22 protein-coding genes are annotated in these 23,795 nt (G+C 31.4%); 20 read left to right on the plus strand and 2 right to left on the minus strand.

Going from position 1 to position 23,795, the window contains the following annotated elements; all coding sequences use genetic code 11:
• Nucleotides 1-400 precede the first annotated feature (400 nt).
• The 20 genes from argB to nuoN all read left to right on the plus strand — a co-directional run bounded on the left by argB (nucleotide 401) and on the right by nuoN (nucleotide 22,021).
• Entirely contained in the window at nucleotides 401-1,324 is a 924-nt protein-coding gene (gene argB / locus HUW60_RS01105; RefSeq protein WP_190600612.1) for an acetylglutamate kinase, read from the plus strand.
• Complete coding sequence (locus HUW60_RS01110) at nucleotides 1,317-2,174, plus strand: dihydroorotate dehydrogenase electron transfer subunit (protein WP_190600613.1); 858 nt, start codon at nucleotides 1,317-1,319, stop codon at nucleotides 2,172-2,174. Before argB ends, HUW60_RS01110 begins: the two co-directional genes overlap by 8 nt.
• The gene (locus HUW60_RS01115) at nucleotides 2,171-2,809 is read left to right on the plus strand and encodes a YggS family pyridoxal phosphate-dependent enzyme (RefSeq protein ID WP_190600614.1); all 639 of its coding nucleotides are present in this window, start codon (nucleotides 2,171-2,173) and stop codon (nucleotides 2,807-2,809) included. Before HUW60_RS01110 ends, HUW60_RS01115 begins: the two co-directional genes overlap by 4 nt.
• Nucleotides 2,810-3,046: 237 nt before the next feature.
• Nucleotides 3,047-3,532, plus strand: coding sequence for an asparaginase domain-containing protein (locus tag HUW60_RS01120; protein ID WP_190600615.1), 486 nt, complete (start codon nucleotides 3,047-3,049; stop codon nucleotides 3,530-3,532).
• A 346-nt stretch (nucleotides 3,533-3,878) separates the two neighbouring features.
• Nucleotides 3,879-6,350, plus strand: a complete 2,472-nt coding sequence (locus HUW60_RS01125; RefSeq protein ID WP_238924497.1) for a YhdP family protein — start codon at nucleotides 3,879-3,881, stop codon at nucleotides 6,348-6,350.
• Nucleotides 6,347-7,774, plus strand: coding sequence for a metalloprotease TldD (gene tldD / locus HUW60_RS01130; protein ID WP_190600616.1), 1,428 nt, complete (start codon nucleotides 6,347-6,349; stop codon nucleotides 7,772-7,774). Before HUW60_RS01125 ends, tldD begins: the two co-directional genes overlap by 4 nt.
• A gap of 97 nt (nucleotides 7,775-7,871) precedes the next feature.
• A complete protein-coding gene (locus tag HUW60_RS01135) occupies nucleotides 7,872-8,228 on the plus strand; it encodes an NADH-quinone oxidoreductase subunit A (protein ID WP_190600617.1) in 357 nt (118 codons plus the stop codon).
• Between the two features lie 3 nt (nucleotides 8,229-8,231).
• Entirely contained in the window at nucleotides 8,232-8,711 is a 480-nt protein-coding gene (locus HUW60_RS01140) for a NuoB/complex I 20 kDa subunit family protein (RefSeq protein ID WP_190600618.1), read from the plus strand.
• Entirely contained in the window at nucleotides 8,711-9,325 is a 615-nt protein-coding gene (locus HUW60_RS01145) for an NADH-quinone oxidoreductase subunit C (RefSeq protein WP_190600619.1), read from the plus strand. The genes HUW60_RS01140 and HUW60_RS01145 overlap by 1 nt, the downstream gene beginning before the upstream one ends.
• A 1-nt stretch (nucleotide 9,326) precedes the next feature.
• Nucleotides 9,327-10,580, plus strand: a complete 1,254-nt coding sequence (locus HUW60_RS01150) for an NADH-quinone oxidoreductase subunit D (protein WP_190600620.1) — start codon at nucleotides 9,327-9,329, stop codon at nucleotides 10,578-10,580.
• Entirely contained in the window at nucleotides 10,577-11,050 is a 474-nt protein-coding gene (gene nuoE, locus HUW60_RS01155; protein ID WP_190600621.1) for an NADH-quinone oxidoreductase subunit NuoE, read from the plus strand. Before HUW60_RS01150 ends, nuoE begins: the two co-directional genes overlap by 4 nt.
• Nucleotides 11,047-12,321, plus strand: a complete 1,275-nt coding sequence (gene nuoF, locus HUW60_RS01160; protein ID WP_190600622.1) for an NADH-quinone oxidoreductase subunit NuoF — start codon at nucleotides 11,047-11,049, stop codon at nucleotides 12,319-12,321. The genes nuoE and nuoF overlap by 4 nt, the downstream gene beginning before the upstream one ends.
• Nucleotides 12,318-14,579 (plus strand): NADH-quinone oxidoreductase subunit NuoG, encoded by a 2,262-nt coding sequence (nuoG, locus tag HUW60_RS01165; RefSeq protein ID WP_190600623.1) that lies wholly within the window; start codon nucleotides 12,318-12,320, stop codon nucleotides 14,577-14,579. Before nuoF ends, nuoG begins: the two co-directional genes overlap by 4 nt.
• A complete protein-coding gene (nuoH, locus tag HUW60_RS01170; protein ID WP_190600624.1) occupies nucleotides 14,579-15,652 on the plus strand; it encodes an NADH-quinone oxidoreductase subunit NuoH in 1,074 nt (357 codons plus the stop codon). Before nuoG ends, nuoH begins: the two co-directional genes overlap by 1 nt.
• A gap of 13 nt (nucleotides 15,653-15,665) precedes the next feature.
• Entirely contained in the window at nucleotides 15,666-16,157 is a 492-nt protein-coding gene (nuoI, locus tag HUW60_RS01175; protein ID WP_190600625.1) for an NADH-quinone oxidoreductase subunit NuoI, read from the plus strand.
• 9 nt (nucleotides 16,158-16,166) lie between these two features.
• Nucleotides 16,167-16,778, plus strand: coding sequence for an NADH-quinone oxidoreductase subunit J (locus HUW60_RS01180; protein WP_190600626.1), 612 nt, complete (start codon nucleotides 16,167-16,169; stop codon nucleotides 16,776-16,778).
• The gene (gene nuoK, locus HUW60_RS01185) at nucleotides 16,779-17,084 is read left to right on the plus strand and encodes an NADH-quinone oxidoreductase subunit NuoK (RefSeq protein ID WP_190600627.1); all 306 of its coding nucleotides are present in this window, start codon (nucleotides 16,779-16,781) and stop codon (nucleotides 17,082-17,084) included.
• A 2-nt stretch (nucleotides 17,085-17,086) separates the two neighbouring features.
• On the plus strand, nucleotides 17,087-19,048 hold the full coding sequence (gene nuoL / locus HUW60_RS01190) for an NADH-quinone oxidoreductase subunit L (protein WP_190600628.1): 1,962 nt from the start codon (nucleotides 17,087-17,089) through the stop codon (nucleotides 19,046-19,048).
• 2 nt (nucleotides 19,049-19,050) lie between these two features.
• Nucleotides 19,051-20,556, plus strand: a complete 1,506-nt coding sequence (locus HUW60_RS01195) for an NADH-quinone oxidoreductase subunit M (RefSeq protein WP_190600629.1) — start codon at nucleotides 19,051-19,053, stop codon at nucleotides 20,554-20,556.
• Between the two features lie 10 nt (nucleotides 20,557-20,566).
• Complete coding sequence (gene nuoN / locus HUW60_RS01200; RefSeq protein ID WP_190600630.1) at nucleotides 20,567-22,021, plus strand: NADH-quinone oxidoreductase subunit NuoN; 1,455 nt, start codon at nucleotides 20,567-20,569, stop codon at nucleotides 22,019-22,021.
• A 147-nt stretch (nucleotides 22,022-22,168) separates the two neighbouring features.
• Here the strand turns inward: nuoN and bioC are convergent, their stop codons facing one another.
• Nucleotides 22,169-22,918, minus strand: coding sequence for a malonyl-ACP O-methyltransferase BioC (bioC, locus tag HUW60_RS01205; RefSeq protein ID WP_190600631.1), 750 nt, complete (start codon nucleotides 22,916-22,918; stop codon nucleotides 22,169-22,171).
• On the minus strand, nucleotides 22,906-23,784 hold the full coding sequence (locus HUW60_RS01210) for a metal ABC transporter solute-binding protein, Zn/Mn family (RefSeq protein WP_190600632.1): 879 nt from the start codon (nucleotides 23,782-23,784) through the stop codon (nucleotides 22,906-22,908). The genes bioC and HUW60_RS01210 overlap by 13 nt, the downstream gene beginning before the upstream one ends.
• Nucleotides 23,785-23,795: the final 11 nt, after the last annotated feature.

A 23,795-nucleotide genomic window follows, 5' to 3' on the forward strand; every position in this document is an offset into this window, starting at 1 on the left:
TAGTATTTTCTTATATGGTTGAATATAGTGCTTAAATCTCAAAGTTTACCTATCAAATTTAAACTTTATAAGAATTTTGATTCAATTAATATGGCAAAGAGTGAAAGAATAAATATATAATTAATATGAATTCTGTAATAGTTATCGAATATTGATTATATTTTGAATATAAAATCTAGTGTCTTCCGGTGTTTTACATCTTTTATTTGGCATACTATTTAATTCAATGATTTTAGGTGCAGTAATCTCAATGTTATTATTCACTGTGATTTAATAATGCTAATAGATTAAGGTATATCAAAATTAGTGTTCATTTTTGTAAATATTTGGGGTTTTGTTTGTCAAAAAAATCAGATTTTTGCTATAAACATTAAGTAAAATATTATTTTAATAAATTTTTATGTTGCATAATATGTCTAATAATATACACAATATTGCAAGCGTTTTAACGGAAAGCTTATCTTATTTTCAAAAATTCCAAGGTAAAACTATTGTCATTAAATATGGTGGTAATGCTATGGTTGATGAAGCATTAAAATCTAGTTTTGCTCGTGATATTGTGCTGATGAAATCTGTTGGAATGAATCCAATCGTGGTGCATGGTGGCGGCCCACAAATTGGTAAGACATTAGAGAAGATTGGTAAACAAAGTCAATTTGTTGATGGCATGCGTGTTACTGATTCAGAAACTATGGATGTAGTTGAAATGGTGTTAGGCGGTTTGGTTAATAAAGAAATTGTCAATCTTATTCATCAGCATGGTGGTCATTCCATTGGCTTAACTGGTAAAGATGGTAGCTTAATTTCTGCTAAGAAATTAAAAAGTGATGTTAAACCTGAACTAACGTCTGAAATTATTGATCTTGGTCATGTTGGAGAGGTAGATAAAATTGATATTTCAGTTATTAATTTACTATTAAAAGGAGATTTTATTCCAGTTATTGCACCTATTGGTGTGGGCAATGATGGTTTTTCTTATAATATTAACGCAGATTTAGTTGCAGGTTCAATTGCTCAAGCGCTAAATGCTGAAAAGTTAATATTATTAACCAACACATCTGGTTTATTAGGTGCAAATGGTGAATTATTAACTGGTCTTGACATCAATATTATTGATAGTCTTATTGAAGATGGAACAATTTATGGTGGTATGTTGCCAAAAATTGATTGTGCTTTATCATCTGTTAGAAATGGGGTAAAATCTACGCATATTATTGATGGACGAGTTGCACATGCTGTATTGCTAGAAATCTTTACAGATAATGGTGTTGGTACCTTGATTACCTGTAATGAATCTGGTACCTTGATTACCTGTAATGAGTAAGGCTAACATTCATAAAATTAAGGTTTGTGATTGTCAAATTTTGTTACATTCTAGGTTTGAAAATGAACAATATATTTTAACTTTAGCATCAAGTATTATCGCTCAACAGAGCAAACCAGGGCAATTTGTACATCTTAGAGTTTCTGATTATTTAGCAATGAGACGGCCTATTTCAATCATGTCGGTTGATTCTGAAAAGGGTACCTTTGACTTGCTTTACAAGGTAGTTGGTAAAGGCACTCGTCAATTAGCTAAGCAAAAAGTAGGTGATATGCTATCAATTGTTGGTCCTATTGGTAATAGTTTTGAGTTAACCAATAAAAAATTACCACTACTAATTGGGGGGGGTGTGGGTATGCCGCCTATGATCGCTTTTGCACAACAAATAAAAAATAGTGATTATAAACCTTTTGCAATTTTAGGCTCTGAAGTGCCATTCCCATTTTCTGCTAAGTTAGCTGATAATGGGAAAGATTATCAGGGTGCAACGCACACTATGACAGAGTTAGAGGATTGGGGTATTGAGTGTCGATTAACCAGTTTTCAAGGTTTTGATGGCGTATTTAAGGGTTTTGTAACTGATTTAGCAAAAGTATATTTAGACAGTCTAACAGTTGATGAAAGAATGCAAGTTGAGGTGTATGCTTGTGGTCCACATTCTATGCTAGTGACAGTGGCTAATTTGATTAAAGAGCATGACTTGCCTTGTCAGGTTTCATTAGAGGAAAATATGGCCTGTGCTGTTGGTGGTTGTGCAGGATGTGTAGTTGAAGTTAAAACTGAACAAGGTATTTCTATGCAGCGTATTTGTGTTGATGGTCCAGTTTTTGATGCCTATCAAGTATTTTGATTAAAGATAATTTAATAAAAGTCCAGTTAAGAATTAATCAGGTTAATCATACTCAGTCTGTTACTTTAGTTGCGGTGAGTAAAACTAGATCAGTATATGAGTTACAACAAGCAATTGATGTAGGACAACAGCATTTCGCTGAAAACTATCTTCAAGAAGCACTTATAAAAATTAATCATCTAAAAGGCCAAAACTTAATTTGGCATTTTATTGGGCCTATTCAGTCAAATAAAACCTTAAAAATTGCCAAAAATTTTGACTGGGTAGATAGTATAGGCCGATTAAAAATTGCACAAAGACTTAACGATCAACGCCCAAAAAACTTACCTAAATTAAAGGTACTTTTACAAATTAACATTGATAATGAACCTACTAAATCAGGTGTATTAGTTAGACAAATTGATGAACTAATTACTCATTTTGAAAGTCTAAAAAATCTCACTTTAAGAGGTTTTATGTGTGTTCCAAGTCCTTTTAGCTCAGCACAAAGTTTTTCTAGAATGGAAAATATTATTAAGAAATATTCTAATTTAGATGTTTTATCGATGGGTATGAGTCATGATTTAGAATTAGCTATTGAGAATGGTGCTACTTCTGTACGTATTGGTGCAGATATTTTTGGAAAAAGAACTTGAATATAATCATTTTTATTGTTAAATGAAGTACTTTATAACTGATTTTAGAAAAGGAATATGGTTAAAATTTAATGTTTTAGTTTTTATAGAAACACCTAAATTATATTGTAAATGTAGAGTTTTTAAGAATAATTTTTTATTTCTATAAATAAACATATTAGATAGATTGTCTTTTTTCTTTTGAAGAATATAAATTTACCTTATTATATTTAAGTTTAAACAAAGTATGATTTTATCATGAGAATCAAATTATTAATTACTGGCGGTACAATTGATAAAGTTTATGATGAATTGATTGGTAAGTTAGTGTTTCAACAAACTTATCTTATTGATATGCTTAATCGGTCTAGGTCGATGGTCGATACTTTATCTGAGGTGTTGTTTTTAAAAGATAGTTTAGATATGAGCGATATTGATCGAGCGTTAATTGTGAAAAAGTGTCAGGAAAGTGACACAAGACATATTTTAATTACTCATGGTACTGATTCTATGGTTAGAACTGCAAAATTATTAGCCAAAGAGGTTAATAATAAAACTATTGTTTTATTTGGATCCATGATCCCTTATTCTATTAATTATTCTGATGCACTGTTTAATTTAGGTGTAGCTTTAAGTGCAGTACAAATCAAAGAATATGGTGTTTATATTACTATGAATGGGCAAGTGTTTGATTTTGACAAGGTAAAAAAAAATAAAGAGATAGGTATTTTTACATTGCTATAGCATTTCGAATGTAATTAATGGTATTTATTTTATCGTATATTCAGATGACTACTTTTAGCCAATTATGTGAATAAATCTATACAAGTACTTTTTGGTAACGTCAAATCATTTTTTAAATATATTTTATATATATGTTTAATTGTTTAATTGAATAATTAGAAAACGTATTAACGTAAATAATAAGACATATACATTATTATAATTGACGTTAAACTTTTAAGTATATGGTTTTTCTTATATTTTTAATATGGTTTTGTATCAATATCAATAAATAACTTATTTGTAAAAATAAGTTATAATTTCCCAAGGTCGGTGTTATATTGAGAATACATTGATAAGTTTAATAATGATTAAAAGAACACTTTATGGCGGTATTAAAGTATTAAAAATAAGCACTTGGGTTAGTGTTATTTTTTCGCTCATTATTGTACTAGTAGTGTTATTTTTTGTGACATTTCCAATATTATTAAAAGCGCCGATTGAAAACCAATTATCAAGTTTAACTGGTCTTGATGTTCGACTATCTAAAATTACATTTTATTTTGAAAATATAGGAATCGCTTTAAAAGTACATGATATTGCTATCTTATCAAATAAAAATCAGCAGAAAATAGCTATTATTAAGAAATTATCTTGGCATGTGAATTTATTAAATTTGTTTGATAATATTTATCATCCTAGCAAAATTTATATTGATACTTTAATGCTTTATTCTAATCCTAATGGTGCTAATATAAATAATATTAACAATATAGCTTCACTTGACATGTTAGAAAAGCTATATTTCTTTGAATCTTTACATATCAATAAAATAATTATTAAGCATGCAATTAAAATGGCACCTTTGACTCTTGAAAGAGATGGAGTACAGCTCTTATTAACAATTCCTAAACAGGGTCTTGTAACTCAATATTTTAATGTTACAATTTTCTTATCTAATGTTCAAGTAAGTTGTGATGGTTGTTTAACATGGCTAATTACTGTGAGTAATGATGACTTTAAACTTGTATTAAGACTTAAGTTATATAACCATAAAAATGATGATTTTATCCAGATTACTGGCCTTATCAAACGTATGAATGTAGTTAAAATTAGTGATTATTTACCCTTAGTATTAATAGGTAGTGCAACTTATCAATGGATCGAACAAGCTTTTCGATCAGGTACGATAGATAATATTAATATTAATATTAAGAAGAATCTTTCAAAGGAATTGCCAGCAAAGATAAAACTTGATGCACACCTAACTAATACCGAGTTATTGTTTAATGCCGATTGGCATAATCTTAAACAGTTAGATGCAGATATTTATATTGATGATAAGCAAATTACAGTTACAGTTAATCACGCTACGTTAAATGAAATGTTTTTGCAAGGTATTAAAATTCAAATGCTGTATATGAGTAAAGATGAATTAGAAGTTAGTGTAGTTGGTAAAATTAACACCTATAGCGAAGTGTTGATTCGCTTTTTAAAAGAGGCACCACTAGATAGTAATGTGAATAATGTACTAAAACATTTTAGTTTATCTGGTAAGGTATTTGCTGATGTGGAGTTAACAATACCACTAAATAAAACAGATCCGGCATTAGATATTGATTTGAATATCAAAGACAATCGTTTGACTATATTGGGAGGTTCAATTGTTGTTAAGAACTATAATGCACATTTGGTATTACATAATAATCAAATTATTTCATATGGTATGGGTAATATTCGAGGTAAGTCGTTTAATATTCATATGAATTCTAATAATCAAGATAGCGGTTTAGATGCATTATTTGCCATAGTACTTACCAATAGTAGTGATAATTTTGAGTTTTACTTAGCTAAATATTTAAATCAATCATGGCAGGTAAATATTAAGTCTGATGCTTTAAAAATTGATGCAAATATTATACTAAATAATGGTGTTTTACCTGAGGTAAAATTAACAAATCTTCAAATAACAGGACTAGATAAAATAAAAGGTAATTGGGATATTAGGGTAAAAGATATCCCTAGTATGCATTTAAGTATACAAGACATTCAAGTAGGTGAAAGAAAGATACCTAATTTTCATGCTACGTTTAAATCACAAGATAAAATGCTAAAAATTATTAATTTAGAGTTTTCAGGTGTTGGTTTTGGTACTCAAAATCTGAGTTTTAATGGTGTTTGGATTAATGGTAGAACTAAGCTTTTTGCTAAAGTAAAAGGTAATAAATTGAGCGAATTTCTTGATAAACTAAATATTAAAGGGAAGGTTCGTGGTGGTCAATTTGAGTTTGATGTACGTCTATTCTGTAATTGTGCTCCGTGGAACATGAGTTCTGAAGATATCAGTGGTTTGATTAAAGTTAAAGTTAAAGAGGGTGTATTTACTAATGAAGACCTTAATATTGGATTAGTTTTATCATTGCTCAATATTAAATCTATTGCTAAGCGTTTGGAACTAAATATCACTGATTTGATTAGTAAAGGGTTTGCCTATGATACAATTGATGCACAAATTTATATTAACAATTCTATGGCGACTATTGTTCATTTTGAACTCAACTCAAGCTCAAGTATAATTACTTTAACAGGTTCAAGTAAATTTGTTGAACAAACCTATCATTTAGAAGCAAAGGTATTGCCTGCTATTGGTGATGCTGTGCCGATTGCTACTTATTTAGCTGGCGGTGGTTTAGCAGGTTTGGGAGTTTGGTTAACAGATAGGATGTTATTTAAAGGAGAACTGATTAATAATATTGTTGATAAAGTTGTTGAATTTAAATATAAAATAACGGGTCCATGGAATAAGCCTGTTATTGAGAAGATATCAACTGTATTATGATTGAACAACTATTAGATGATCATCATTTAAATCAAGAAATAATAACCACTTTACTATCCTCTTTAGCAGCTAAAGGTATTGATTATGCAGATTTATATTTTCAACATTCAGCGGTTGAATCTTGGTTTTTGGAAGAAAGTATTGTTAAGTCTGGCACCTATCATATTAGCCATGGCGTAGGTGCTAGAGCTGTAAGTTTTGATCAAACTGGTTTTGCTTATTCAAATGATTTAAACCTAAGATCGATTGAAAAAGCCATTAATTTTGCCAAGGGTGTATCAATGTATCAGACTACTGTAGGAAAAATTCAGGATTTTCAATCTATTCCACAAGTTGCTAAATATAGTGGTTTAAACCCGCTTAATAGTTTTAGCTCACAAGAAAAGGTTGATTTTCTAAATAGAATTGATAAGATTGCTAGAAAGGAGTCTAAGGTTATACAAGTTAGTGCTTCTATTTCTGGCGGGTTTAGTGAGATATTAATTACTTCAACTGATGGTGTATTTGCTAAAGATTATCGCCCAATGGTACGTGTTAGTGTAAATGTTATTGTTGAGTGTAATGGCAGAATTGAATCTGCCTCAAGCGGTGGTGGTGGTCGGTATGATTATCAATACTTTGTTAATCATGCTTTGGATGAAATTTATGTTAATGAAGCTATTAGACAGGCATTATTAGCGTTGGAGTCAAAGAACGCACCTGCTGGAAACATGCCCGTGATACTAGGTTCTGGCTGGCCAGGGGTATTGTTGCATGAGGCTATTGGCCATGGCTTGGAAGGTGATTTTAATCGTAAAAAATCATCAGTATTTACTAATAGAATTGGTGAGCAAGTAGCTAGTGACAAATGTACTATTGTTGATAATGGTACTTTGGTAAATAGACGTGGTAGCTTGACAATTGATGATGAAGGTACACCAACACAAAATACTTTATTAATTGAAAATGGTATTTTAAAAGGTTATCTATTTGACAAAATTAATGCTAAATTAATGGATACTGTATCAACTGGTAATGGTAGACGTGAGTCTTATGCTCATATTCCTATGCCAAGAATGACTAATACTTATATGTTAAATGGACAAGATTCTTTAGATGATATGATTGCTTCTGTTGATTATGGTATTTATGCTATTAATTTTGATGGTGGTCAAGTTGATATTACTTCAGGTAAATTTGTTTTTAGTGCTAATGAGGCTTATTTGATTAAAAATGGAAAAATTATGCACCCTGTTAAAGGCGTAACATTGACAGGTTCTGGCGATAAGGTATTAAAAAAAATATCTATGGTGGCGAATGATTTAAAACTTGATAATGGTGTTGGTATATGTGGCAAAGATGGCCAAAATGTTCCTGTTGGAGTGGGTCAACCTAGTCTAAAAATAGACCAGTTGACCGTAGGTGGCACTGAAGTTAATGTATAATTCAACCTCTAAAAATGTATTTGTTGGTTATAGGTAGATTTGTCAATTTAATTAGATATAATACTTAGAAGTCTATTTTTTAGTTGGGAGAAATTAGGTGTTAGAAAACTATTTACCTATTGTTGTATTTATATTTTTAGGACTTTTTTTTGGTATTGGGCCAATGTTAATTGGCTATTTACTAGGTCCGAGTAAACCAAATGAAGAAAAAAATACTCAATTTGAATGTGGTTTTCCTGCCTTTAATGATTCGCGTACGTATTTTAATGTACGTTATTATTTAGTAGCTATTCTATTTATTTTGTTTGATTTAGAAGTTGCCTTTGTTTTTCCATGGGCGGTAGTTCAGTCCCAACTTGGTTGGTTTGGTTTTGTTGTAATGAGTATTTTCTTATTTTTATTGATAGTGGGTTTTGTTTTTGAATGGAAAAACGGCGCACTTGAATGGGAATAACTAATGGCAATTGAGGGTTTAATAAAACAAGGTTTTATAACCATGTCGCTTGACAAAGTCATTAACTGGGCACGAACAGGTTCGCTTTGGCCAATGACTTTTGGCTTAGCTTGTTGTGCGGTAGAGATGATGGAAGCAGGGTCTTCTCGTTATGATTTAGATCGTTTTGGTATTGTTTTTAGGCCTACGCCACGTCAATCAGATTTAATGATTGTAGCGGGTACACTTACTAATAAAATGGCTCCAGCTTTACGTAAAGTTTATGACCAAATGCCTGAGCCAAAGTGGGTTATTTCTATGGGTTCATGTGCAAATGGTGGTGGTTATTATCATTACTCTTATGCAGTTATTAGAGGTTGCGATCGTATTGTTCCAGTTGATATTTATGTTCCAGGTTGTCCTCCAACGGCAGAAGCATTGTTATACGGTATTATGCAATTACAAGATAAAATTCGACGCACTAACACTATTGCAATAACATAATGCAAAATTTAAAGACATCATTAATTGAGGTTTTTGGAAAGACCCATTTAGTTGAAGCTTTTGATGAGTTAACTTTAACAGTTAGTTCTCAGAATATTATTAAAACCTGTTTGAAATTAAGAGATTTTTTTTCTTTTGATACGTTAATAGATTTATGTGGTGTTGATTATTTAACTTATGGACAATCAGATTGGAATGGCAATGCCAGTGCTTCTGGTTTTTCTAGAGGACGTAATCATCAAGGTGTAAAAGATATACATGAAAAACGTTTTGCTGTGGTATATCATCTGTTATCTGTCAGTAAAAACAAACGTATTAGAGTAAAATCATTTGTCGATGAAGTAGAGCCTATTATCAAGTCAGTCACTGATATCTGGGCATCTGCTGATTGGTATGAACGAGAAGCCTTTGATTTAATGGGTATCTTGTTTGAAAATCATACAGATTTACGTCGAATTTTGACTGATTATGGCTTTACAGGTCATCCATTACGTAAAGATTTTCCCATGATTGGTGAAGTTGAAATGCGTTATGATGAGGATTTGGGTCGGGTGATTTATGAAAAAGTAAGCATTGAACCAAATATTAATGTACCAAGAGTAATTAGGAAATAAAATGGCTGAAATTCGTAACTATACTCTTAATTTTGGTCCTCAACATCCTGCAGCTCATGGTGTACTCCGCCTTATTTTAGAAATTGATGGTGAGGTTATTGAACGGGCTGATCCGCATATTGGCTTGTTACACCGTGGTACAGAAAAATTGGTAGAATCCAAGCCATATAATCAATCAATTGGTTATATGGATAGGCTTGATTATGTTTCGATGATGTGTAATGAACATGCTTATGTAATGGCAATTGAAGCTATGTTGAATTTAAAGGTACCTGAACGTGCTCAGTACATTCGAGTAATGTTTGACGAAATTACTAGAATTCTTAATCATTTAATGTGGTTAGGTACGCATGGGCTTGATGTTGGAGCTATGAGTATTTTTTTATACGCATTTCGTGAACGTGAAAAATTGATTGATTGTTATGAGGCGGTATCAGGTTCACGCATGCATGCAACTTATTATCGTCCAGGTGGTGTTTATCGAGATTTGCCAGATAAAATGCCTCAGTATTTAGCTTCAGATTTCCGAACAAGTAAAGAGTTAGAAACTATGAACGAAAATCGTCAAGGCTCATTATTAGATTTTATTGCTGATTTTGTTAAAGAGTTTCCTAAAAGTATCAAGCAATATGATGATTTATTAACGGATAATCGTATTTGGAAACAGCGTTTGGTGAATATTGGCGTTGTTTCTGCAAATCGCGCTAAACAGTTAGGATTTACAGGACCTATGCTTAGAGGCTCTGGTGTGGAGTGGGATTTGAGAAAAAATCAACCTTATGCAATTTATGATCAATTAAAGTTTGATATACCAATAGGTATGACAGGTGATAGTTATGATCGTTACTTAGTACGTATGGAAGAAATGCGTCAATCAAACCACATTATTAAACAATGTGTTAAGTGGTTACGAGAAAATCCAGGTGCAGTTATGAGTGATGATCACAAGGTATCACAACCCAAACGTACTAATATGAAAAATGACATGGAATCTTTAATTCATCACTTTAAATTATTTACTGAAGGCTATTGTTTGCCAGAGGGTGAGGTTTATCGTGCTGTTGAGCACCCAAAGGGTGAATTTGGGGTGTATCTCATTTCTGATGGAGCTAATAAGCCTTATAGAGTTAAAATTAGAGCGCCTGGTTTTTCTCATTTGGCTTCTATGAATGAAATGACAAGAGGACATATGTTGTCAGATGTTGTGACTATTATTGGTACACAAGATGTTGTATTTGGTGAAATAGATAGATGATTTCAATTAGAGCAAAAAATCAAATTGATGTCTGGATTGCAAAATATCCAAAAGATAGACAAAGTTCTGCCGTTATGCAAGCTTTAAAAATTGTTCAAGCAGAAAATGAAAATATATTAAGTGCTAGTATTATCCAAGAAGTGGCTGATTATTTAGATATGCCAGGTATGGCTGTTCAAGAAGTAGCTACTTTTTATGAAAATTACAATTATAAAAAAGTTGGCAAGCATGTAATTCGTTTTTGTCATAATATTTCATGTATGTTAAATGGCGCTGATGATTTAATTAAGCATCTAGAAAATAAACTAGGTGTTAAAACAGGTGAAGTAACCTTAGATGGTTTAATAAGTGTTAAAAAAGTTGAGTGTTTAGGGTCTTGTGTGGGTGCTCCAATGTTTCAGATTAATGAAAAGTATTTTGAAAATCTTACTATTGATAAGATTGATAAGATTGTGGATAATCTCAAATGAACGAAGTTTGCTTTAAAAATCTGACAAAAGATCAATGTTGGTCATTTAAAGTTTATGAAGCCAGTGGTGGTTATTTAGTATGGCGTAAAATCCTCAAAGGTGAATTGACACCTGATCAAATCGTTGACGAATTAAAGTTGTCAGGTTTACGTGGTCGGGGTGGTGCTGGATTTCCTACTGGACTTAAATGGAGTTTTATGCCACGTCATTCTGATGGACAAAAATACGTAGTTTGTAATTCAGATGAAGGAGAACCAGGTACTTGTAAAGATAGAGATATTTTAAGATTTAATCCTCATGCAGTGATTGAAGGTATGGCAATTGGTGGTTTTGTTATGAACGCCAGTGTTGGTTATAACTATATTCGTGGGGAATTTATGGAGCCTTTCAAACGTTTTGAAGGTGCGTTAAAAGAGGCTTATAAGGCAGGATTGTTAGGTCAAAATATTAATAACAGTTCTATTAATTTTGATTTATATACACACCTAGGTGCAGGTGCTTATATTTGCGGTGAAGAAACTGCTTTATTAGAATCCATTGAAGGCAAAAAAGGTCAGCCTAGATTTAAGCCACCATTTCCTGCTAATGTAGGATTATTTGGTAAACCCACTACGATTAATAATACTGAAAGTTTTGCAAGCGTACCTGAGATTTTAAGATGTGGCGGTCAATGGTTTGCAGATATTGGTGTTAAAAACTCTGGAGGTTGTAAATTATTTTCAGTCTCAGGACATGTTGTAAATCCAGCAAATTTTGAAGTGCCTATGGGTATATCTTTTAAAGATTTACTTGAGATGGCAGGTGGTATGCGTGACGACACTAAGTTAAAAGCCGTGATTCCAGGAGGTTCATCAACCCCGGTATTAACTGCAGAAATTGTAATGAATATGACTATGGATTATGATGGTATTGAAAAAGCAGGTTCAATGCTTGGTGCAGGTTCAGTGATTATTATGAATGAATCAACTTGTATGGTAAAAGTATTAACAAGGTTGGCGCATTTCTATTATGATGAATCTTGCGGGCAATGCACTCCTTGTCGTGAAGGAACGGGTTGGTTGTATAGAGTATTAAAGCGTATTCTTGATGGTAATGGTAGGAAGGGAGATATTGACTTATTATTGAGCATACAAAATAAAATTATGGGAAATACTATTTGTGCATTAGGTGACGCTGCAGCAATGCCTGTTGAGAGTTTTTTACGTAATTTTCGTGAGGAATTTGAGTATTATATTAAACATGGAAAGTCAATGGTAAGGGGTAGTCGATGACTGATATTGAAATTGACATTAATGGTAATATTGTGAGTGCTAAAGCAGGTGAAATGCTAATCGTTGTCACTGATAGAGAAAATATTAGCGTGCCAAGATTTTGTTATCATAAAAAACTCTCAGTAGTTTCTTCTTGTCGGATATGTTTGGTGGATATTGAGGGTGCTCTTAAGTCGCAACCAGCTTGCTCAACCCCAGTTGTACAAGGTATGAAAGTCCAGACACGGAATGTAAAAACTAAGAATAGTCAAAAATCAGTGATGGAATTTTTACTCATTAATCATCCGCTTGACTGTCCAGTTTGTGATCAAGGTGGTGAGTGTGAATTACAAGATGTGGCCGTTGAATATGGCTCAGATATTTCTTCTTTTTCAGAAGGTAAACGTATTGTGACAGATAGTGATATTGGTGTGTTGATTCAAACAGATATGACACGTTGTATTCATTGTACACGTTGTGTACGTTTTGGTGTTGAAATTGCTGGTATAATGGAAATGGGTGGAACTGGGAGAGGCGAAAATTTAAAGATTGAACCATTTTTAGAGCAAGGTATTCAGTCTGAATTATCAGGTAATATGATTGATATATGTCCAGTAGGAGCACTTACTTCTAAGCCATTTAAATATGAATTAAGATCATGGCAAATGAACTCAATTCCTAGTATCGCAAGACATGATTTAGTGGGTTCAAATTTATTGGTACAATCCTACAAGGGTAAGGTAAAGCGGGTTGTATCTGCTGATAATGATTTGGTTAACGAAATTTGGATTTCTGATCGTGATCGCTTCTCGTATGAAAGTCTAACGCATGAAAATAGATTGTTACAACCTCAAATTAAAGTACAAGGAGGGTGGAATCAAGTAAGCTGGGAAGTGGCATTGGATTATGCTGTAAAAGGACTTAATAGTCATATTTTAAAGCATCAAAGAGCCGATCAATTAGGCGGATTAGTATCAAATACAGCGACTATGGAAGAGTTTTATTTATTTAAAAAGATTCTAACAGAAGTTGGTTGCGACAATATTGACTATCGTTTAAATGTTAAGAACTTAGATAATACCATTATACTTGATTCTAATATCAAACTAGACGAACTAGAAGAGATAGATTATGCCTTAATTATAGGGGCTAACATTCGATTAGAACAACCAATGATTAATCATTGGTTGCGTAAAGCTACAAAAAAAGGTGCAGATATCGATGTGTTAAATGTAATGGTATTTGATTTTAATTATTCGCTTCATACCGAAAATATTATTGCACCAAATAAAATAGCATTTACATTAGCAGGTGTTCTTAAGTTAATCATGATTAACAATATTCAAGAATTACCTGACTACTTGATAGCTATTGATGTTGATGAAGTGGCTAATAATATAGCTTATAAAATGTTAAATTCTGATAGTTCAGTTATTATTTTAGGTGAACATATTATTAATAATGTAGATGCTTCTACTATTGCTAATTTAGTTACTAAAATTTCTCAAAGTACCAATAGTAGAACACTAAATTTGAGTATAACGGCAAATACTATAGCAGCTGATTTAGTTGGATGTGTACCCCAAAACTCTGGTATGAATGTTAATACGATGCTTGCGTCTGATATGCGAGGCTTTATTTTGTTAGACATTTATCCACAGTATAATTTTCATAATTTAGGAGCGGCTATTAAAGCTTTTGAAAAAGATAATACTTTTGTTATTTCTTTAAATAGTTTTAAAGACGATATTGTTGTTGGTTATTCAGATGTTATTTTGCCGATCGCCAGTATTTATGAAACCTCAGGAACGCATTTAAATATTAACAATGATATTCAATCCTATACAGCTGCAGTTAAAGCACCAAATGAGGTTAAACCTGCTTGGAAAGTTTTAAAAGTCATAGCTGATTTATTAGAATTACCAGGATTTAATTATGAAGATTCCACTCAAGTTTTGGCTGAAATATCTTATCAATCACATGCAATTCAAACTCATGATATAAATGGCAATCTCGCCAGTCATCATAATGGTATTAGTGTAATTTGGCAAAACTCACCTTATAGTATTGACGCTGTATTAAGACACAGTGGAACATTACAAAAAACTAAAATAGGACAGATGAATAATGCTTATATGAATCAAACAACCGCTAAAATATTAAAAGTATCAGTTGGTGATAAATATTTAGGTGTACTTGTGATAATTACTGACACAGTAGCAGATGGTTGTGTATTTATCAATACTAATCAAACAACTAATATTCAGGGACAAGCATAATGGAACTTTGGCAAACTTTTGTGAAAATGGTACATGCACTTGTTCCATGGTTTGACGGTACAGTAGCTATTATTTTAATAATTTTTATTAAAGCAATGGCTTTGCTAATACCACTAATGCTAGTGGCAGCCTATTTTACCTATGCTGAACGTAAAGTGATTGGTTATATACAATTACGTATCGGCCCTAATCGTGTTGGTCCAAAAGGTTGGTTACAACCTATCGCCGATGCTTTAAAATTAATGACTAAGGAAATTATTTTTCCTACTAAAGCAAATATTTATTTATTTTTATTAGCGCCTGTATTAGCTATTGCACCTGCTATTGCAGTATGGGCAGTGATTCCATTTGACGAGAGTATTTATATTACTAATTTAGATATTAGCTTATTGTATGTTTTAGCGATTGGTTCTATCGGTGTTTACGGTATTATTTTAGCAGGTTGGGCGTCTAATTCAAAATATCCATTATTAGGCGCACTTAGAAGTGCAGCATTGCTAGTTTCGTACGAAATTGTTATTGGTTTTGCACTAGTAACAGTTGTTATGATTGCTGGTAGTGTAAACTTAAACACTATTGTTCAAGCACAGCAAGGCGGGATTATCTATTGGTATTTTATTCCTTTATTTCCCATAATGGTTATCTTTTTTATTTCATCTCTTGTAGAAACAAATCGTGCACCTTTTGATGTTGTAGAGGGTGAATCAGAGATTGTTGGAGGTACGCATGTTGAATACTCAGGTATGACGTTTGCAGTATTCTTTTTAGCAGAATATTCTAATATGATTTTAATGGCAGTTCTTTCTGTGATAATGTTCTTTGGTGGTTGGCATTCTCCTTTTGAGGCTATTCCTTATCTTGAAAATATATTTTCTTGGATACCTGGTATAATTTGGTTACTAGCAAAAACGACTTTTTTTATGTTTTTATACTTATGGGTACGTGCTACCTTTCCACGTTTTAGATATGATCAAATTATGCGTTTATCTTGGAAGGTATTTTTACCAATTACTATTATTTGGATATTTGTTGTGGCATTGATGACCCAATTACAACTTAGTCCGTGGTTTTAAGTTAACATATCTTATGATTAAAAAATTAAATAAGTTAATTAAGGATTTTACCCTAAATGATTTACGAATTGGGCTAAAGATTACTGCTAAAGAGTTGGTTAACAAAAAAATTACCGTACAATTTCCAGAAGAAAGAACTCCAATATCGTCACGTTTTAGAGGATTACATGCGTTACGTCGCTATCCAAATGGTGAGGAGCGCTGTATTGCTTGTAAATTGTGTGAAGCTGTTTGTCCTGCTAATGCTATTACCATTGAATCTGAGATGCGTGATGATGGCACACGTCGAACCACCCAATACGATATCGATTTATTTAAGTGTATTTTTTGCGGATTTTGCGAAGAAGCCTGTCCCGTTGATGCGATTGTTGAGACACAAATTTTTGATTATGTGTTTGAGTCAAGGCAAGGTAGTATTATGACTAAAGAGCGTCTTTTGGAAGTAGGTAGTCAACATGAGCAAGTCATTAATCAAACTAAGCTTGAAGATGCTAAGTATAAATAAAAGTAGATAATGGGATTCGAACAAATAATATTTTATATATTTTCATTTTGGTTTGTTGTTAGCTCTTTGGCGATGATTTTTTCACGTAATGCAGCAAAGTCGGTTTTATTTTTAGTTTTGGCATTTTTTAGTGCTGCTAGCATTTGGATTTTGCTTGAGGCTGAATTTTTAGCTATTATTTTGATTTTGGTTTATGTTGGTGCGGTTATGGTATTATTTTTATTCGTAATCAAGATGCTTAATATTGATAAATCAACAATCAATGCAAGATTCACTGGATATTTACCGTTACGGCTTATTGTTGCTATTATTATTATTGCTGAGATGAGTTTAGTGCTAGGTTCTAATCAATTTGGGTTAGATGTATTTAGTGTTCCAGAGCGTCACAGTGAAGGTTATAGTAATATTACTGTATTGGCAATACAATTTTATACCACTTATGTTTATCCATTTGAACTTGCGGCAGTTTTGTTACTTATTGCAATCATTGCTGCTATTACATTAGTACATAGAAATGATACAAGCCGCAAAAAACAATCTATTTCTGAACAAGTAAATGTTCAAGCCAAAGATAGAGTAAAACTTGTCTCAATTATTTTACCTGATAAGAAGGAGAAATAAATGGTTAGTCTAAGTGAATATTTAATACTAAGTAGTACTATTTTTTGTATTGGATTAGTGGGTATTTTTATTAATCGTACTAATATTATTACATTATTAATGTGTGTAGAGTTAATTCTGGTTGCTGTCAATACTAATTTTGTTGCTTTTTCGCATTTTTTAGGAGATGAAGCAGGACAAATTTTTGTTTTCTTTATTTTGACAGTAGCAGCATCTGAAGTTGCTATTGGTCTAGCTATTTTAACCTTGTTATTTAGAGGTAGTGGGTCTATTAGTGTTGATGTTACTAACAGTTTAAAGGGTTAGTAATGGAAAAAATTTACTTAACAATTGCACTTTCACCTTTAGTAGGAGCTGTTATTGCAGGATTTTTTGGTACCATGCTTGGTAAAACAGCAACACATAGGTTGACTATTTTAGGTTTATTAATTTCAACTGTATTATCCCTATATGTGTTTAATTATCATATTTTAGAGCGGGGTGAAGTGTTTAATCAAAATCTTTATACCTGGATACAAATTAATAATTTAAATATTAGTGTTGGTTTTTTAATTGATAATTTAACAGCAGTGATGCTAGTAGTTGTATCTTTTATCTCATTTATGGTACATATTTATACTATTGGTTATATGTATAATGATGCAGGTTATACTAAGTTTTTTAGTTACATTTCATTGTTTACATTTTCAATGTTCATGCTGATAATGAGTAATAATTTTATGCAGCTTTTTTTTGGTTGGGAAGCAGTTGGATTAGTTTCATACTTATTAATTGGCTTTTGGCATCATAAAGAAAGAGCGGTGCAAGCAAATTTGAAAGCTTTTTTAGTTAATCGCGTTGGTGATTTTGGCTTTTTATTAGGAATTAGTTTGGTATTGGTATTTAGTGGCTCATTGGATTATACGGAGGTATTTTTGAGTCTTGAAAAGACGATAGGCCAACAGCTTTGGGGGTTAGATCTTATTACTGTTATTTGTTTATTGCTATTTGTCGGTGCAATGGGAAAGTCTGCACAAGTACCACTACATGTTTGGCTACCAGGATCAATGGAAGGTCCTACACCGATTTCAGCTCTAATTCATGCAGCTACTATGGTAACTGCAGGTATTTTCATGGTATCACGTATGTCACCTATGTTTGAACTAAGTGATACTGCTTTAACAGTAGTTATGATTGTAGGTGCAATTACTGCTTTATTTATGGGATTACTCGGTATTGTACAAAATGATATTAAAAAAGTGGTAGCTTATTCAACTTTGTCACAATTGGGTTATATGACAGTTGCTTTAGGAGTTAGTGCTTATTCAGTTGCTATTTTTCATCTAATGACACACGCATTTTTTAAAGCATTATTATTTTTAGTTGCGGGTTCAGTTATTGTTGCTATGAATCATCAGCAGGATATTCGTAAGATGGGTGGATTGCGTAAAAAAATGCCAATTACTTATTGGACTGCACTTATTGGCACATTGGCCCTGGTTGGCTTTCCAGGTTTTTCAGGCTTTTATTCAAAAGATATGATTATTGAAGCGGTGTATTTTTCATCATTATCGTATTCAAGTTGGGTTTATGTTGCAGTAGTAGTAGGTGTATTTATTACTTCTTTTTATTCATTAAGAATGTTTTTCTTGGTATTTCATGGAGAGTCTAGGATAGATGTACATACTTCTACTCATCTGCATGAGTCTGCATCTTCAATTATTTTTCCATTAATTATATTGGCTATTCCATCTTTAATGATTGGATATTTGACGATTGAATTTATGTTGTTTAATGGTTGGTTAGATAATGCCATTACTGTTGCTTCAAGCCATATTTCTATGGCTAAATTGAAACATGAATTTCACAGTGCAGCTTCAATGATTCCTCATGCGATACAAACTTTACCATTTTGGATGATGATAAGTGGTATTGCCATTGCCTGGTTGTTTTCAATTTATAAAGTACAGTGGGCTGGCTGGGTACAAAAGAAATATTACCGTACTAACTATGTTCTTGAATCTTTGTATGGTTTTGATCGTTTTAATGATCTTATTTTTGTTAGTGGGGCTAAGAAACTAGGAAACTTCTTATATAAGGTGTCAGATACTAGTTTAATTGATAAGTTACTAGTTAATGGTAGTACCAAACTCATTGTCTTATTTGGTAAAATTTTACGTCTCATTCAAACAGGTTATGTTTATCACTACGCTTTTTTGATGATTTTTAGTTTATTAATTATTTTAACTTGGTTGCTGTTTACGGGTGAAAGCCCATTAATTGAGCTTTAATTATGGGGATTTCGTTACTTAGTTTACTAATTTGGTTGCCAATTTTTTCTGGCGTATTAGTTATATTTATTGGTAACGATCGTGCTAATATAGCACGTTGGGTAAGTTTGATACTTTCAATTCTTATTTTCGTTATATCATTAAGTCTTTATACATCTTTTGATTCCTCAACACATTTAATGCAGTTTGTTGAAAAATCGTCTTGGATATCACAATTTAATATAAATTATCATATTGGCGTAGATGGTATCTCTGTACCACTTATTATCCTTACAACCTTTTCAACAATTTTAGTTATTATTGCAGGTTGGGAAGTAGTTACTAAAAGATGCTCTCACTATATGGCGGCATTTCTAATGATGGAGGGTTTTATTATTGGTGTATTTTCTTCATTAGATGCTATTTTGTTCTATGTATTTTGGGAAGCATCATTAATTCCTATGTTGTTGATTATTGGTGTTTGGGGTGGTGTTAATCGTGTGTACGCATCTATTAAGTTTTTCCTATATACATTCTTTGGTTCAGTATTTATGTTATTATCTGTAATTTATATGTATAACAAAGGTGGCTCATTTGCAATCATTGATATGCATAACTTAAAATTAAGTTTTACGGAACAAAGCTATATTTTTTGGGCATTTTTTATGGCATTTGCTGTCAAAGTACCTATGTTTCCTATGCATACTTGGTTACCAGATGCGCACGTACAAGCACCAACAGGTGGTTCTGTTATTTTAGCTGCAATTATGCTTAAAATGGGTGGTTATGGTTTTTTTCGTTTTTCCCTTCCTATTATACCTGATGCTTCATTAGAATTTTCAGAAATCATAATTATATTGTCACTTATTGCCATTGTTTATATTGGTTTTATTGCACTTGTGCAACGTGATATAAAAAAGCTTATAGCTTATTCTTCAATCTCTCATATGGGTTTTGTAACATTAGGAATATTTACCTTATTCTTGAGTTATAAGCAAGACATAATAGAAGGATCATTATTAGGTCTTGAAGGTGCTATGGTACAAATGATTTCACATGGTTTTATCTCAGCTGCTATGTTTTTGGTAGTTGGTGTATTGTATGATAGGTTGCATTCAAGAGAGATATCAACCTATGGAGGTGTGATTAACACTATGCCTAAATTCACAGGATTCGTTATATTATTTGCAATGGCCAATGTGGGATTGCCAGGTACTTCAGGATTTGTAGGGGAATTTATGGTTATTTTAGGTGCTATTCAAGCAAATATCTGGTATGGTGTGTTATCGGCAAGCACATTGATTATAGGCGCAGCATATACATTATGGATGGTAAAAAGAGTATTTTTTGGAGTTATTACTAATCCTGCTGTATCAATGTTAAAAGATATTAATGCTCGTGAGTTTTCAATTTTTGCAATTTTGGCAATAGTAGTATTAGTTATTGGCTTATATCCACAACCAGTGATTGAGTTAATGCACATTTCAATTGAACATTTATTACACCAAGCTTTAACGTCTAAACTTTAAATATTAACTTATGCATAATTTTATCGAATTTGACACATCATCTTTATGGGTTGTGTTACCAGAAATATTTTTACTCAGTGCAATTGTAGTAATTTTATTATTAGATTTATTTTTAAATAAATATTCTCAACAAGTTACATATTACCTAACCCAACTAAGTTTATTAATTAGTGGATTACTAGCATTCAATTTAATTGATCATCCTCAGGTAATTATTTTTAGTGGCTCATTCATATTAGATAATATGGCATCAGTATTTAAAGTATTTATGATGATTGCTACTATGATTGCTATGGTTTACTCACGTCATTATTTAAGGGCACACTTACTTTTTAGGAGTGAGTATTTTATTCTGGTTTTATTATCAATACTAGGTATGATGGTAATGGTGTCTGGATATAGTTTATTAACACTATATCTAGGGTTAGAAATCCTATCTTTGTCATTATACGCATTAATTGCTATTGCACATGAAAGGGTATATGCTATTGAAGCTGCACTTAAGTACTTTATATTAGGCGCAATTGCATCTGCTTTGTTATTGTATGGTATGAGTATGATTTATGGTATTAGCGGCAGTCTTAATATTAACGAAATTGCTAATTTTGTATCTAATACAAATCTTACTTCAAGAAAAACTCTGATTATTAATTTTGGCTTAGTGTTCTTAGTTATTGGTATTGCTTTTAAATTAGGTTCTGTTCCTTTTCATATGTGGGTACCAGATGTATATCAAGGCGCACCTACTTCAGTCACACTTTTTATCTCAACCGTACCTAAAATTGCAGCGATTTCTATATTGATACGTATTTTAGTTAATGGCCTAGGTAGTATGCACTCCTATTGGTCAGATTTATTTATGGTATTGTCTATTTTATCCATTACACTAGGTTCTGTAGTTGCGCTTATGCAAACAAATATCAAACGTATGTTAGCTTATTCAACAATTTCACATGTTGGTTTTATCATGCTTGGTTTTGTAACTGGAACATTAACTGGTTATAGTGCAGCAATATTTTATACGTTGGTATATATATTAATGAGTTTGGCAGCCTTTGGTATGATTATTCTATTGAATAAACAAGGTTTTGAAGTAGATCAAATTTCTGATTTTAAAGGTCTTAGTAAACATTCACCATGGTTTGCACTAATGATGTTAATTGTCATGCTATCTATGGCAGGTATTCCTCCATTTCTTGGTTTTTATTCAAAATTCTTTATTCTCCAACAAATAGTATCATCCGGCTTTATAACTATTGCGATTTTTGCTGTTATTTTTGCTGTTATTAGTACCTACTATTATTTACAAATTATTAAATTTATGTATTTTGATGAAATTGATAACAATATAACTATTAATGCATCAATGGATATACAATTAGTTTTATCAATGAATGTCATTTTAATACTTGTAGTTGGTTTGTTTCCAGATTTATTGATACAATTAGTATTGTCACTATTCTAAACTACTACCATAAAGTTTTATTGCATATAGTGATAATTTTATCTAAATTACTAGTTAGTAAAGGTGAATATATTTTAGAAAAAACATATACTATTACTTAATTAGCTTAATTATTTTTTATTGGTTTTTAAGAGTAATATTACTTGTTTATTTCCATGCATGTCCATAAATTACTTCATAAGTGACTGGTAATTTTCCATTATTTTTGTAAGATTCATACATTTTAATCATTAGTTGGAACTTATTTTTACCAGTTAGTGATTTTGAACGTTTGATAACTGTTTGAGCGCCAATGGCTTTAAGATCATGTAATAAGTCAATGACTGTTTGATAAGTTAGTGTCCAAGTTTCCATTTCCATTACAGGATTTTTGAATCTATTTAATAACATTTGATCACCAATATCATGCATATCAATAAAAGTATTGACATGCATTTTATCATCCACAACTGACCAACTGTTTTTTAATTCTTTTAGTGTATCTGGTCCAAAGGTAGAGAATAAAAATAATCCATCATTTTTAAGCACACGAAAACATTCTGAGAATAAAATATTAAGATCTGGACACCATTGCATCATCAAATTAGAAGTAATTATATCAATACTATTGTTTAGGAGTGGTAAATAATTAGCATTAGCACAAATCTTGTTACTAGATGGGTTGTATTTTAAGGATTTCTGAGAAAAGTCTATGCAAATAATTTTTGATTTTAAAAAGCACTTAGTTAACTGTTTGCTGAGTAAACCAGTACCAGCACCAAGATCAAGAATGATATCAGCTTTGGATGAAATAGTATTAAGTTTTTTATCTAACCTAATAGCAATTTCTTTTTGTAAAAATGCGTGATTATCGTAATTATTTGAGGCTTTATTAAATGAGAGTCTTATTTTAGACATTGAATAACTTTATTGGTAATATTATGCATCAGTTTAAAATAATTATTATATTTTTGTTGAATATTAAAACCTATAATATCAATATTTACTGAATTTATATTTAAATCTTTAATCAGTGTATTGGTTCGTTTTTCTGATACTTCTATGGTAGAAAGTAAACATTTTGTTTGTGTATTTTTCATTATTTTTTTAGCTTTAAGTATTTTAGATATACTTAATCTTTCTCCGTGGTAATTCGTAATATTAATTGATTTTTTTAACTGATTAGCATTAATAAAATAATCAAAGGTATTAGAATAACTTGCAAGAATTTTAGACTTGTAAAAAAATAATTTTTGATTAATATCTTTTTTAAGTTTATTTAAATTTTTTTTAAGTTTGTTTAAATTATTTGTGTAGTTTAACTGGTTATTGGGGTCAATTTTAATCAATTTTTTAATTAATTCTTTTGCAAATATTTGCATATTATTTATGTCTAGCCAAAGATGATAGTTAGTTGTTTTTTGATGTTCATCAAGTCCGTACTCATTGTATTCTTTATTATGTATAAGATGAATATCTTTTATGTTACCAATAATTAGTTTTTTACTATCACTAAGATTATTTAATATTTTTTTAAGCCCATTTTCAAGGTTAGGATGAATAAAAATAGCTAAGTCTGCATGATTTAATAACGATAACTGGGATGGTTTTAGATGAGTATGATGCGCTGATTGATTGGTTGTTAGTAATAATTTTGGCGTTGTTATTCCTTGAGTTAAGCTACTAACAATAGAGTGAATAGGTTTAATACTAACTACAATATTTGGCTCTGCAAAGATATTTATAGAAAATAATAGCGTTGTTAAGAGAAAACGAGGAATCATAATTATTTTTT

The organism is Candidatus Vesicomyosocius sp. SY067_SCS001 (assembly GCF_014706615.1).
Classification (GTDB): Bacteria; Pseudomonadota; Gammaproteobacteria; order PS1; family Pseudothioglobaceae; genus Ruthia.